The organism is Akkermansia muciniphila (assembly GCF_900184965.1).
In the GTDB taxonomy this organism is placed as follows: Bacteria; Verrucomicrobiota; Verrucomicrobiia; order Verrucomicrobiales; family Akkermansiaceae; genus Akkermansia; species Akkermansia muciniphila_A.
The window spans coordinates 134500-146989 of the sequence record NZ_FXYA01000198.1 but is presented as its reverse complement, the minus strand read 5'-3'; the positions used below and the strand labels follow the sequence as shown (position 1 = coordinate 146989).

12 protein-coding genes are annotated in these 12490 nt (G+C 56.9%); 1 reads left to right on the top strand and 11 read right to left on the bottom strand.

The window, feature by feature from the left end; all coding sequences use genetic code 11:
• Positions 1-104: 104 nt before the first annotated feature.
• From CI070_RS07050 to CI070_RS06995, 11 genes are all read right to left on the bottom strand, one after another.
• On the bottom strand, positions 105-620 hold the full coding sequence (locus CI070_RS07050; RefSeq protein ID WP_094136047.1) for a hypothetical protein: 516 nt from the start codon (positions 618-620) through the stop codon (positions 105-107).
• The gene (tcdA, locus tag CI070_RS07045) at positions 617-1411 is read right to left on the bottom strand and encodes a tRNA cyclic N6-threonylcarbamoyladenosine(37) synthase TcdA (RefSeq protein ID WP_094136046.1); all 795 of its coding nucleotides are present in this window, start codon (positions 1409-1411) and stop codon (positions 617-619) included. The genes CI070_RS07050 and tcdA overlap by 4 nt, the downstream gene beginning before the upstream one ends.
• Before the next feature lie 249 nt (positions 1412-1660).
• Complete coding sequence (locus CI070_RS07035) at positions 1661-2464, bottom strand: TIGR00282 family metallophosphoesterase (protein ID WP_094136044.1); 804 nt, start codon at positions 2462-2464, stop codon at positions 1661-1663.
• 33 nt (positions 2465-2497) lie between these two features.
• Positions 2498-2968 carry a universal stress protein gene (locus tag CI070_RS07030; protein WP_012419131.1) on the bottom strand — a complete coding sequence of 157 codons (471 nt, stop codon included), beginning with the start codon at positions 2966-2968 and terminating at the stop codon, positions 2498-2500.
• Positions 2969-3056: 88 nt separating this feature from the next.
• Positions 3057-4022 carry a tryptophan--tRNA ligase gene (trpS, locus tag CI070_RS07025; protein ID WP_094136043.1) on the bottom strand — a complete coding sequence of 322 codons (966 nt, stop codon included), beginning with the start codon at positions 4020-4022 and terminating at the stop codon, positions 3057-3059.
• Positions 4023-4151: 129 nt separating this feature from the next.
• A complete protein-coding gene (locus tag CI070_RS07020) occupies positions 4152-6437 on the bottom strand; it encodes an ArnT family glycosyltransferase (RefSeq protein ID WP_094136042.1) in 2286 nt (761 codons plus the stop codon).
• Between the two features lie 137 nt (positions 6438-6574).
• Positions 6575-7429 carry an NAD-dependent epimerase/dehydratase family protein gene (locus CI070_RS07015; RefSeq protein ID WP_094136041.1) on the bottom strand — a complete coding sequence of 285 codons (855 nt, stop codon included), beginning with the start codon at positions 7427-7429 and terminating at the stop codon, positions 6575-6577.
• Positions 7426-8121: a 2-C-methyl-D-erythritol 4-phosphate cytidylyltransferase gene (gene ispD / locus CI070_RS07010; protein ID WP_094136040.1), complete on the bottom strand. Its 696-nt coding sequence runs from the start codon at positions 8119-8121 to the stop codon at positions 7426-7428. The genes CI070_RS07015 and ispD overlap by 4 nt, the downstream gene beginning before the upstream one ends.
• Positions 8118-8573 carry a GatB/YqeY domain-containing protein gene (locus CI070_RS07005; RefSeq protein WP_256943536.1) on the bottom strand — a complete coding sequence of 152 codons (456 nt, stop codon included), beginning with the start codon at positions 8571-8573 and terminating at the stop codon, positions 8118-8120. The genes ispD and CI070_RS07005 overlap by 4 nt, the downstream gene beginning before the upstream one ends.
• 118 nt (positions 8574-8691) lie before the next feature.
• On the bottom strand, positions 8692-9606 hold the full coding sequence (locus CI070_RS07000; RefSeq protein ID WP_094136039.1) for an SMP-30/gluconolactonase/LRE family protein: 915 nt from the start codon (positions 9604-9606) through the stop codon (positions 8692-8694).
• 126 nt (positions 9607-9732) lie between these two features.
• Positions 9733-11289, bottom strand: coding sequence for a 2-isopropylmalate synthase (locus CI070_RS06995; RefSeq protein WP_094136038.1), 1557 nt, complete (start codon positions 11287-11289; stop codon positions 9733-9735).
• 166 nt (positions 11290-11455) lie between these two features.
• Here CI070_RS06995 and CI070_RS06990 point away from each other — a divergent pair, with 166 nt between their 5' ends.
• Entirely contained in the window at positions 11456-12334 is an 879-nt protein-coding gene (locus CI070_RS06990; protein WP_094136037.1) for a fumarylacetoacetate hydrolase family protein, read from the top strand.
• The last annotated feature ends 156 nt before the right edge of the window (positions 12335-12490 follow it).

The following is a 12490-nucleotide window of genomic DNA, read 5'->3' as shown; positions in this document are numbered from 1 at the left end:
ATGGAGGCCTTAAGGCGGGAAGTTTTTAGCGCAGAGAAATGAAAATATCAAGCTTTTTCTTCTTTTTTATCTTTCCGTGGCCCGTTTTTGCGGAAAGGTTGTTCTTACCGGACCGGGAGGGTGGTTGTCGCGGGCATGATAGCAGGGCGCAGAGTAACGGCTCCGGTATCATATTTTTCCGAGGGTTTGAAGAGCCAGCCGGGGCTGGTGTTAGCCACTTCAAACCTGGTCGGTTTGAAGATGGGCAGCCTCAGATTGGAATTGGGTTCGTAACCGTATTTGCCCGTGTATTTGCCATACACCCTGTATTCATAGTTATTGTCGTAGGCGTAGCGCGGATTTCCGGTGTATTCCGGCAGGCGGTCCGGGTTACGGCAGGCGCTCTCATCCATAATGACGAGTTGGGCCGTTCTCCAAGTCTGGCCCGGCTGGCGCAGGTATCCCCAGAAACGCGTTGCCGGTACATGGTAACGGCGGCCGACAAAGTAGTTTCCCCTGGGTTCGCGGGCTATTTCCGCATTGCGGGCGTTGATGCCGGCAATGTCTTTTTCCAGGGTGTTGCACTGGGTCAATGCGGGAAGGAGGGCGGCCCCCAGCAGGGAAAGCAGAAGTTTGTTCATGATGACGATGGTGTTTTTTTCTTATTGAAGAGCATTTGAATGGCGGCGGAAGCCGCAAAGAAGCCGAAGGTTCCCGTGATATGGGTGATGGAGCCGAATCCGGAGTCACAACCCATTTTCCCCTGGAATTCCGGATCACGTGTGCAGGAGGTTTTTCCGTCGCAGGTGGGGTACACGGGCGTTTCCTGAGAGAAAACGCAGGGGATTTTCAGTTTACGGGCTTTTTCTCCAAGGGGGAGGGCATAATCCCTTTTCAGCCTGTAGCGCAGGCTGGAGAGCAGGGGATCCCCTTTGGTGCGGGAGAGGTCGTCTATTTCTATCCGGGCGGGATTGATGCGCCCTCCCGCGCCGCCGCAGGTCACCAGCGGTTGCCTGCTGCGGTAACAGGAGGCGATGAGGTGGGCCTTGGGTATCAGGGAGTCAATGGCGTCAATGATGATATCCGGTTCCGCCGACAACAGTTTTTCCGCGTTGGAGGCCGTGTAAAAACTGTTGATGGGGATGACTTCCGCTTCCGGGTTGATTTCCCGGAGGCGTGTGGCCATGGTTTCCGTTTTGGGTTGCCCGATTGTGGACGCCAACGCATGTATTTGCCGGTTGGTGTTGGTGACGCAAAGGTCGTCCATATCCATCAGAATAATGGTGCCTATTCCTGACCGGGCCAGGGCTTCCGCCGCCCAGGAACCTACGCCCCCAATGCCGACGACGGCTATGCGGGCGCTTCTGAGAAGAGATAGTCCGCTGTTTCCGTACAGGCGGCCTATGCCGCCGAATCTGGCTTCATAGTTCATGACCACGTATTTGTTCCGGAGTATGGGCTTAAGGAGAATAAGGGCGCTAATTTTCCGTTATTCCAGGAAAGCAGAGCAGACCGCCGGCAACCTTTTTCTTCCGCGAGTGTGATGAAGGGTGCCCGCTGAAACAGGTTTTTCTTATGATTCGCATTCTGGCCGCGCTTCACGAGGCTCCCGCCATGTCCGGAACATCCGCAGGGCGCCGTCACCGGGTACGGGAAGAGGAATGCTGCTGAAGCATGCATGTCAGGAGGCCGGTTTTTCCACGATTTTGCTGATGCGGGCGATGTTGAGCGCCCTGCCCGTGGCTTCATCTATTTGCACGACGGCTCCGCAGAGGCGCACGGGCCAGTTCGCTACGGGGAATTTGGCCGGCATAGAGGTGCGGAAACGCTGGAGAATAGGTTCCCGTTCCCGTCCCAGCACCCCGACGGCCGGACCGCACATGCCTGCGTCCGTCAGGTAGGCCGTGCCGTGCTCCAGAATGGTTTCATCCGCTGTCTGCACATGGGTATGTGTCCCGACGACGGCGGAAACCAGTCCGTCCAGATTGTAGCCGGTGGAGATTTTTTCACTGGTCGTTTCCGCGTGCATGTCCACAAAGATAACCTGCACGCCTTTTTCTTCCCTGAGTCTTTTGGCTTCCGCTTCCGAGATGAGAAAGGGGTTTTCCAGCGGCGGCTGAATGAATGAGCGCCCCTGCACCTGCATGACGGCTATGTTCCCTTTGGGAGTTTCCACGACTACGCTTCCGTGCCCCGGTGTTCCCTGCGGATAGTTGACGGGGCGCAGTACACGCGGTTCGGATTCCATCCACGGGGCCAGCTCCGCCTGGTCCCAGACATGATCCCCCGTTGTGATGACATCCACTCCGGCGTGCAGCAGTTCCTGTGCCAAACGGGGCGTGATGCCTCTCCCGGCAGCCGCGTTTTCCCCGTTGACGATGACGAAATCCGCCTCGTGTTCCCGTTTGAGTTCCGGCAACATGTGTTTCACGGCGGTGCGGCCGGGTTCGCCGACTACATCGCCTATAAAGAGTATGGTAATCATGAATTGGAACGGGGCTGGCGCAGACGGCGGCTTTTACTGTTCTTCCCTGGTGACGGGCACTACCAGAACGGGCACGGGGGATTTCCGCATCACGGAGCTTGCTACGCTGCCCAGAAAGACGGTGGAGAGGAAGCCGTGGTTATGCTTGCCCACCACGATCATGTCAATGTGGTGTTTTTCAGCATAATTGATGACTGCTTCGCTGATTTCAAATTCATCTTCCACCGCCTGGATGATCGTGGCGTCCGTCAGCCGGGAGAGTTTTTCCGCCGTTTGCTTCAAATGGTTTTTGGCGATGGAAATGACTTCGTTTTCTTCCGTCTGGTCCATCACGGGAACGGGCACTTCATCCGGCAGAACGCCGGAGACTTCATAGCAAATGCTGGGTTCCACAATGTGGAGCAAATGGATGATGCTGTCGTTGGGGCAGGCCAGTTTGCCGATTTGATGGATGACGGCGTCCGTGGCGTTGGAGAAATCAATAGCTACCAGAATATTCTTCATATCTTTCTGTATAACATTCCGTACTTTTCCATGCCACCAAAAAACGTGTGCTGTCCCGGCTTTCCTGGGTGTTCCGTTTTATTCCGTTTCAGGCCAGCCCCACGGCGCGGCGCACTCTGTCCAGCACGACAGATGCCGTCTCGCGCGCCTTGCGGGCGCCTTCTTCCAGCGTCCGGCGCACATAGTCCTGATTGGCTTCCAGTTCCGCCCTGCGTTCGCGCGCGGGCCGGAAGTATTCCCAGTAAGCGTCAAAGAGGCGCTTTTTGAAGTCTCCATAGCCGCATCCCCCGTTCTGGAAGCCGCGCACCATGTCTTCATAACCCTGCGCGGAGGCAAAGAGTTTGTAAAGCTGCAGGATGACGGATCCTTCCGTCGGTTTGGGATCTTCCACGGGAGTGGAATCCGTGGGGATTCTCATAATGAGTTTGCGGACGGCTTTTTCCTCTCCGAAAATAGGGAGCGTGTTATTATAGCTTTTACTCATTTTCTGCCCGTCCAGCCCCGGCACAATGGCTGTGCTTTCCGCAATGAGCGCATCCGGCAGTTTGCAGGTGCCTTCTCCAAATTGTTCGTTCATTTTGCCCGCAAGGTCGCGTGTGACTTCCAGATGCTGCTTCTGGTCCTTGCCTACGGGCACCAGGTCGGAGTCATACATCAGGATGTCGGCCGCCATCAGCACGGGGTAGGTGAACAGGGCGTTGCTGGGGGAGAACCCCTTGGCGATTTTATCTTTGTAGGAATGGCAGCGTTCCAGCAGGCCCATCGGACAGACGGTGCTGAGTATCCAGGCCAGTTCATTGACTTCCGGCACGGCGGACTGGCGGAAAAAGACGCATTTTTCGGGATCCAGGCCCACGGCCAGAAAGTCCGTAGCGAGGCTGTTGCAGTTTTCCCTCAGCGTGTTCGCGTCGTGAACGGTGCTCATGGCGTGGTAGTCCGCCAGGAAGTAGAAAGATTCCCCGCTTTCCTGCATGCGGACAGCCGGTTCCATGGCTCCGAAGTAGTTGCCGACGTGCAGCTTGCCGCTGGGTTGAAGACCTGTGATGATACGCATTGCGCGCAAGATTTTGCCTGTTTGCGCCCGGCAAGTCAAGAAAGGGGAGAGTCAAAGACAGGCAGGGCCGCTGGCTGGATTTTTTCCGGCATGTACCGGACTCATGAAGTGCATTTTCCCCTTCAATTTTCAGAGGGCGGAATTGGCGCGTGTTTTCCGCTGCCGGGGCCGGCAGGGAGGGAAAGCAGGAGCCAGAGCCGTTCTTTCGCTTCCTGCTTCCATCCGGACAGGAGGGAACGGTGCTGATGATAGTCCGTCCGTTTCATCGCCAGATAGGTTGTTCCGTTGTCTGGAGGCAGCGTTCCCGGTTCCAGCCGCTGCACTTTTCCGGATGAGTAGAATTGAGCGGAGTAGGGGGGGCGAACACTGTCCCAATAGTACAGGGGGGGATTTCCCGTCCCAGGCCTGGAGCAGCTGTTTCTGGCAGCGGTATTCAAGTTGGTCGAATCCGTGCCCCAGCAGGAAAATGGCCATGATGCCAAATATGGAGGCAGGGAGGAAGATAAGATGTTTGGTGCCCGGGCGGCGGCTGTTCCATTGCCAGAGCCCCTGTACTGTCAGGATGCACCAGGCCGGGATGCCGGGGAGCACATAGGCTGGAAGGATATTGCGGGCCAGCGTGAAGAAGAGCAGGGGGCTGAGCGCCCAAAGCCACAGGAAGGAATTTTCTCCCGGAAGGGTAGCTTTTTCAGATAACGGAGAAATTTTTTTCATCCGCAGGAGGGGGAGCAGGAGGGACCAGGGCAGGAACATGGTCAGTCCGTAGAGCCAGATGGTTCCCAGGGGAGAAGCGTGTCCGGAGCCGTACAGGTCTCCCTGCCATCCTTTGACGGTAAAGCGCTGAAAGTGTTCTCCCACAATGAAGTAATGAAGGAAGCCGGGAGTTTCCCTTTCCGCCAGGAGATACCAGGGAAGGCTCAGCGCCAGCATCAGCAAGGCACCTTTTATCCAGGGGAGCCCGTTCCAGACGCTTTTCCATTCCCGGTTCCATACGGTCCAGAGTGTTATTGGGAATCCCGTAAGGACGAGGGCAAGAGGCCCCTTGCTCATCAGGCCTACGGCCAACCCGACAAAAAACAGGTATTTCCACCATGGCTGCTTGGAGGGTTGGGCCGCCGATTTCCAGAAGGAGATCATGGAGAGCATGATGCCCAGAGCCAGAAATTCATCCGTCATGACAGCTCCTGAGGCGACAAAACCTATGCCTGATGCGGCGAGGACCAGGAAGCACGCGGCCGCTTTTTGCCCGGGTTGGGAGCGGAACGGCCATGCGAAGAACAGAAGGCCCATGGCCAGGGAAGCCAGGAAGGGGGCCAGGCGTGCGCTCCATTCGTTAACGCCTCCCAGTTTCATGGTGACAGCGCTTGCCCAAAAGGAGAGAGGGGGCTTGCCCCAAAAGGGAATGCCGTAGTCGAACTGGGGGACGAGCCACTGGTTTGTTTCCAGCATTTTCCGGGACATTTCGGCATAGCGTGCTTCCGTCGTGTCCATGAGGGGGTAGGCTCCCATGCTGATGAGGCGGATGAGAAGTACCGCTGCCAGGAGTAAAAGGAGCCAGAGTGTAAAATCGGAACGGAGGTGGAGACGTTTTTTCATCCGCCGGAAGAGATTGGCCGCCAGAGAGGACGGGCGGAGGGTTGCGGGCATGAACCGCTCCGGAATATATTCCGCCAGCAGAAAGAGGAGAATGATGCTTCCCGTGATGAGTACGGGAATTCCAAAGATGGAAGGCAGATGAGGGAGCGTAGTAACAGCAAACAGATCCCCAAAGAAGGAGAAAAGGCCGTCTTTGGCTATTTCCCCATTTTCCCCCCCATAGGCGGGCAGGGGGCCGCTGCTTCCCCATGAGAGGATGAAAGCCATGGCGCATGCAAGGACGGGGGCGGATGCCCGAACCGGAGCGGAAGGAGGGGGTTGCAAGGGTACGAGTTTTTTTGAAAAGAGGACGACTGTTGCTGTGGAAATTGTCAGGACAGAAAGTAGCGAGGGAATAATGGGGACGCCCTCCACCATTTGAGTCCAGGCTTGTCCCGGGGATAGCAGGAATTGCCGGGAGTAAAAAGAGAAGTGTTCCCGGGTCAGAATTTCCGCCATTTCTTCACAGCAGTTCAACAGGCAGAAGAGCGTAAAAAAAGCCGTGGTGAGCACATGGTCCGTTTTGCCGCCATGGAATGCTTTTGGGAGTGCTGCCAGATAGAGAAGATAGGGGATGATAAGGTAAAGGAAGGAGGAACATGTTTCCACGAGCAGGTTGCCCAGAAGCCGGAGGAGCGTTAAGGCATTCCAGTCCATTCCCGTTTGCTGAAGAAAGGCCAGGATGGCTACTTCAATGAGTTCATAAACAAGATATACAATCAGGAAAGGCGCCAGACGGCGGATATAATAACTGTTTTTCAGGGAGGGGAAGGAAGTCATGAAAGTTTGAGAGAGGCTTGGGGGAAGGGTTGCGGATTGGGGGAACAATTCCGCCGTTTTTTCAGAAGGTTTGCTGCTTCTTTTCCATGGAACGTCTGGAAAGATCCGGCCAGCGTGGAAGAAGATGGGGGTAAGATTTACTCTTCCAGCGCCTCCAGTACGTTATGCACACCGTCCGCAAAGCTTGGGTAGAGCGGTTCCCAGCCCAGGGCCAGAAGGCGGGAGCAGGAAATCCTCTGGTTGGAGAAGCCCCGGCGCGCTTCCGCCGGGAGCGGTTCAGGCTGCGGAGCGGGTTTCCCCAGCAAATTGGAAAGGTAGGAGTATATTTCTCCCATTTGCATGGGGGTGCGGTCCGTCAGGTTGTAAATGCCGGCAGGCGGTTCCCGCAGGGTGCAGAGCAGGTGCAGGGCGGCTGCGGCATCGTCCCGGTGGATGTAATTGAGCCATCTGTCCATGGCTCCGGGGAGGGCCGTCCCCTTCGTGACGTACTGGGAGACGAGAACACAGCGGCCCGGCCCGTACAGGGCTCCCAGCCGGACGACCGTGCCTCCCGCTGCCAGGACCGCCTGTTCCGCCTGAATAAGAAGCCCGTTTTTTCCGGAGGAGGGATAGACGTTGTGTTCCTCCGTAATCCAGCGTCCGTCCGTGATTCCATAGACGGCGGTACTGGAACAGAAGATGACCGGCGTTCCGGGAAAGGCTTCCAGCGTGTTCCGCGTTCCATTGGCGTAAAGGTTGCGGTAGGCTTCCTCTCCGCCTCCCCTCGTGCTGGCGCACATGACGATGATCTGGGGGGAGGGGATGCGGGCGGCCAGCCCCTGCATGGAGGCCCGGTCTGCGACATCGGCTTCGTAAATGGCTTTTTGCGGGTCAATATCCGCCGTCAGGGCCGTATGTCCCGCTTTCCGCAGACTTTCCGCCAGGGCTTTTCCCAGATACCCTGTGCCCAGAATGAGAATGACGCGGGGGTTTTTACACAGAAAGCTGGTCATGAGTCATTGCGGAGGTGCTTGAGTTCCATTAGCATTTCAGCGCGGGAAATGTCTTCCGGCCATGTGATTTTGGGATTGGGCTCATGATTATGCACCAGGCGCGTAGGATGACCGATGAGCTGCAGGGCGGTGACTTCATCCGTTACCTGGATATTCCGTTCCGTGACTTCCACATAGGCATCCAGCAGAAGAGGATATTGGAAGACCTGCGGGGTTTCCATGCACCACAGGCCGTCCCGTTCCACCTGTTCCGGAATCGTAAAGCGTTCTTTGTCCGCACGCTTCAGGGTATCCGTTACGGGATGTGCGGAAGCTGCCGCCCCATATTCCCTGGCGGTTTGAATGCAGCGGGAGATTTGCTCTGCCGTAATGAGCGGGCGGGCTCCATCATGCACGGCCACGAATTCCGGGGTATAAAGCAGGGCTGCCAGTCCGTTCTGCACGGATTCATGCCGTTCCGCCCCTCCGTCCACACGGGTAACGGGTATTTCCGTTTCCAGGTCCGCGCCGTTAATGGCATGAAAACGTTCTTCCGGGCAGACGACTACGATTTCCGTGATTTCCCGGCAGCTGGCAAAGGCGCGGATGCTGCGTTCCAGCACCTTGACTCCGTGCAGGGGGACCAGCAGCTTGTCAAATCCGGCGCGCCGGGAGGACCCGGCCGCAACGATAATGGCGGCGCAGCATTTCATGACAGTCTGGCTGACACCATGCGGGCCAGCTCCTTGCCGTTGACTCTGCCGGCCGTGCGTTCCTGCATGAGTTTCATGACCTGCCCCATGTCTTTTTTGGTAGAGGCTCCCGTTTCCTTCATCACGGTTTCCAGAATGGCTGCCGTTTCTTCTGCTGTGAGTTCCGCGGGCATGAACTGTTTGAGCACGGTGATTTCAGCTTCTTCCTTTTCCGCCAGTTCCGGGCGTCCGGCGGAGCGGAATTGCTCCGCAGAGTCCTCACGCTGCTTGATTTGCTTGCGGACTACGGCCAGTTCTTCCGCTTCTTCCAGCAGGGTTCCCAGGCCTCCCTTGGCGATGGCCGTGTTCGTGAGGGCCGTCTTGAGGGCGCGCAGGGTATTGAGGGTAACGGTGTCTTTTGCTTTCATGGCGGTTTTCATTCCCTCCATGATTTGGTCGGAAATCTTGTTCATATTTCCATTAACTAAGCGCATCCCCAGGTGTACTTCAAGCCGTAAATTGAAAAAGGCCGCCAGCGCAGGAAATGCCGCGGCGGCCCGGATAAGGGGAATAAAAGCGGAACAGCCGTGTTTATTTTTTCCCGCCAATGGGCATGATGTGGATTTTCTTTTCCGTCATGCCCGGAACCACCATCATGGAGTCATACAGGATAAAGTCCGCCGCTCCTTCAACAGGGCCGGTGGCTACCGGGGCGGAACGCCCCGTTTTCAGATCCAGCCTGCGGACAGCTTCCGGTTTTTTATCCTTGGACCAGTCGCTGTAGTAAAGGGCGTTATCACGGTACACCAGCCCATCATATTGTCCCCGTTCCTTGGAAAGTTCCGTGACCTCCCGGGAAACGGGGTTGATGGAGAGCAGGCGTCCGCTGGGTTTGCCCTTTTCATCCGTTGCGTATTCGCAGAGGTAAATGACCTTTCTTTCCGGATCCCAGGCCAGGCCGTTCGGCTTGTAGATGGGCTGTTTGGTCACCAGTTCTCCATAAGAGCTGGTATTTGTGTCCACATAGAAAATCTGGTTGGTATCCGTGGAGGAAACCATGAGCCTGCCATTGATGAACGCCAGGTCATTGAGGAATTTCATGCGGGACGGGGACAAGTCCACGTATCCTTCAATAGCGCCGGTCTTGGCGTTTATCTTGAAGACCATGTCCACGTCCGTGCAGTAAAGAAAGCCGTCCTGATACAGTAACCCCTTCGGCGCGTCCAGGGTATCTACGTCCGTGATTTTTTTCGGCTCTGTGGAACCGTGCGGAATGACGCCCAGATAGCCGTCCTTGTCTTTTTCCGTAGGCGTGAGCCTAGAGCCGATGCAGGTGAAATAGATATTGCCCTCGGCATCCGCCGCCACGCTTTCCGGATGGCCGTCAATGGTAATGGTGTTTTTTTCCAGGGCGGGCAGCGGTTCGGCGGGTTCCGGCTGTTTTTTTGTTGGCGGTGCGGCCAGCGCGCTGCACGCCAGGCAGAGAAGGAGTGGTGTCGCTTTCATGGGGTGGTGCGGTATAGGAGTCTTGATCCTTATGACATGGGAGCAATGGGAATGCAAGCCCTGTAGAGGATGATAGGCTGCCGGGCAGAGTCGCGCCCCGTTCGGGCGAACGGGGCGCTTTCCGTGTTAGATGGTTCCTGAATCCAGGTTGTTGGGCCGGGGCATGTTTTCCATGCGGATGGAGCGGTTGACCGCGTTCAGGTAGGCGCGGGCGGAGGCCTCAATAACGTCTGTGGAGGCTCCCTTGCCCACAATGGGCTTGGGCTGGCCGAAGTCCACATGCACCGTGACTTCTCCCAGCGCGTCCTTTCCTTCGGAAGCGGCGTTGACGCTGTAGCCTTTCAGCGTGCCTTTGCGCTTAGTGATGCGTTCAATAGCCTTGATGACGGCATCCACGGCGCCGTTGCCTGTAGAGCTGTCTTCAAATTTCTTGCCTTCCTTGAGCAGTCCCACCGTAGCCGTGGGACGCGCGTGGCTGCCCGCCACGAATTGCAGGAAGTCCAGTTCCCATAGGCCGGTGGAAGCATGCAGGGAGTCGTCCACAATGGCGGAAAGATCATCATCATAAACGAATTTTTTGGAGTCGCCCACTTTCTTGAAGCGTTCAAAGACGGTGTTGACTTCCTCTTCCGTGAGGACATGGCCCAGCTGTTCCAGCCTGGATTTGACGGCGGCGCGTCCGGAATGCTTGGTGAGCGGGAGTTCCGTGGCGCCCCAGCCGACCGCCTGCGGGTCCATGACTTCATAGGTTTCCCGGCAGTTGAGGATGCCGTGCTGGTGGATGCCTGAAGAGTGGGCGAAAGCGTTTTCCCCTACGATGGCTTTGGATCGCTGCACCTGCATGCCGCTCATGCGGGCCACAATGCGGGAAGTGCGGACGATTTCCTTCGTGTTGATGTTGTCCGTGACGTCTCCGAATTGCCCGGCGCGGGTGCGCAGGGCCATGATGACTTCTTCCAGAGCCACATTTCCGGCGCGTTCGCCGATGCCGTTAATGGTTCCTTCCACCTGGCGGGCTCCGGCGCGGACGGCTGCCAGGGAGTTGGCTACGGCCAGGCCAAGGTCATTGTGGCAATGCACGGAGATGACGGCTTTGCCGATGTTCGGCACATGTTCCTTCAGGTGGCGGATAATGCGGTAGAACTCGTCCGGAGTAGTGTAGCCTACGGTATCCGGAATGTTGACGGTCGTGGCGCCTGCGTCGATGACCGTTTCCACGACTTTGGTCAGAAAATCCAGGTCTGTGCGGGAAGCGTCCTCCGGGGAAAATTCCACGTCCTGTACGAATTGCCTGGCATAGGATACGCCTTCCGCCGCCATGCGCAGGATTTCGGATTCCGCTTTTTTCAATTTGAACTGCATGTGCAGCTTGCTGGTTGCCAGGAAGATGTGGATGCGGGCGCGTTCCCCGGCGGGTTCCAGGGCCCTGGCCGCCGCTTCAATATCCGCCTTCACGCAGCGGGCCAGTCCTGCGATGCGGCATTTTTTGATTTCGCGGGCGATGGTGTGCACGGCTTCAAAGTCGCCGTCGGAGATGCAGGGAAAGCCGGCTTCAATCACGTCCATGCCCAGCCGTTCCATTTGCCGCGCCACTTCCAGCTTTTCGCGTAGGTTCATGGATGCTCCGGGGCATTGTTCTCCATCGCGCAGGGTAGTGTCAAAAAAGTAGATTTGATCGGACATAGGTTAATGATGTTAAGCGGTGGCATGATAATGTTTTGCTCCGGTAACGCAAGCCCTACGCGCTGCATGCTTTCACAGAGCGTCCGGGCGGCGGAAGAGAACCGCCGGAGCGAAGAATGACGGAACCGCCCTTTGCCTAAAAGGAAGAGCTTTGTAGGATGGAAGGGTGAAGATCAGATTTTACCTGAATGACCGGGCGGAGCGCGTCATGGCTCTGTGGAGCGAAAGCCGCGGAGAATACCTGGCGGCGGATTCCGTGCTTGCCGAGGTGGATGCCTGCATTTGCGGGGAAACGGGGGCCTGCGGAGAGGAAATGAAGCGCATTGCCGCGTTTCTGGATAGTGCCGCCGCCAAAGCTGTCAACCCTGAATGGATGATTGATACCGCGCTGCCCTGTTCTCCTTCCAAGCTGGTGTGCCTGGGAAAGAGTTATGCGGACCATGCGAAGGAGTTTGACGGGGATTCCGTGCAGGAGCCGGCTGTTTTCCTGAAATCGCCTTCCGCCATTACTTCCTGCAGCGATGTCGTTTTGTATCCGCCCGGCTGCGACAAGCTGGATTATGAGATTGAATTGGCCGTAGTGATTAAGGAGATGCTGAAAAACGCTTCCCCGGAGGAGGCCGCGCGGGCTATCAGCGGCTATACGCTGATGTGCGACTATTCGGAAAGGGCCAACCAGCTGGAACATGGCGGACAGTGGACCAAGGGAAAGAGTTATGACAGCTTTGCCCCAATGGGCCCCACGTTCATTTCCGCTGATGAACTTGGGGACGGTGCCGGCATTCCCCTGGAATTGAAGGTGAACGGGGAAGTGCGCCAGAGCGGCAATACGGACGGCTTGATCTGGCCTGTTCCGCGCCTGATTGCCTATGTTTCCCGGTTCATGACCTTATGGCCCGGAGATGTGGTTTCCACCGGCACTCCGGGAGGTGTGGGGATGGGGATGAAGCCTCCGGTATATTTGAAACCCGAGGATGTCGTGGAATGGGGAAGTCCCGCTTTTGGTTTCGCCTCCCAGGCTGTGGTGATTGATGATGAGGGGTAGGGAGACAATTCTCCGGCCTTTCCGAATATGGAGGGGAAGGGAAAGTTCTTTCCCTTCCCGCTTCTGCGGACGGAGCGTTATTTTCCCGTGGAACGGGGCCGCCGGAGCGAACCGGACGGCAGATGACGTCTGCGTGCGGGGGCTGGGCGTTATTTT

Coding starts and splice junctions, on each gene's coding strand:
- tcdA (WP_094136046.1), bottom strand. CDS start 1,411: ATGAACTATGAAGCCAGATTCGGCGGCATAGGCCGCCTGTACGGAAAC.
- CI070_RS07050 (WP_094136047.1), bottom strand. CDS start 620: ATGAACAAACTTCTGCTTTCCCTGCTGGGGGCCGCCCTCCTTCCCGCA.
- CI070_RS07000 (WP_094136039.1), bottom strand. CDS start 9,606: ATGAAAGCGACACCACTCCTTCTCTGCCTGGCGTGCAGCGCGCTGGCC.
- CI070_RS07035 (WP_094136044.1), bottom strand. CDS start 2,464: ATGATTACCATACTCTTTATAGGCGATGTAGTCGGCGAACCCGGCCGC.
- CI070_RS06995 (WP_094136038.1), bottom strand. CDS start 11,289: ATGTCCGATCAAATCTACTTTTTTGACACTACCCTGCGCGATGGAGAA.
- CI070_RS07020 (WP_094136042.1), bottom strand. CDS start 6,437: ATGACTTCCTTCCCCTCCCTGAAAAACAGTTATTATATCCGCCGTCTG.
- CI070_RS07015 (WP_094136041.1), bottom strand. CDS start 7,429: ATGACCAGCTTTCTGTGTAAAAACCCCCGCGTCATTCTCATTCTGGGC.
- trpS (WP_094136043.1), bottom strand. CDS start 4,022: ATGCGTATCATCACAGGTCTTCAACCCAGCGGCAAGCTGCACGTCGGC.
- CI070_RS07030 (WP_012419131.1), bottom strand. CDS start 2,968: ATGAAGAATATTCTGGTAGCTATTGATTTCTCCAACGCCACGGACGCC.
- CI070_RS07005 (WP_256943536.1), bottom strand. CDS start 8,573: ATGAACAAGATTTCCGACCAAATCATGGAGGGAATGAAAACCGCCATG.
- ispD (WP_094136040.1), bottom strand. CDS start 8,121: ATGAAATGCTGCGCCGCCATTATCGTTGCGGCCGGGTCCTCCCGGCGC.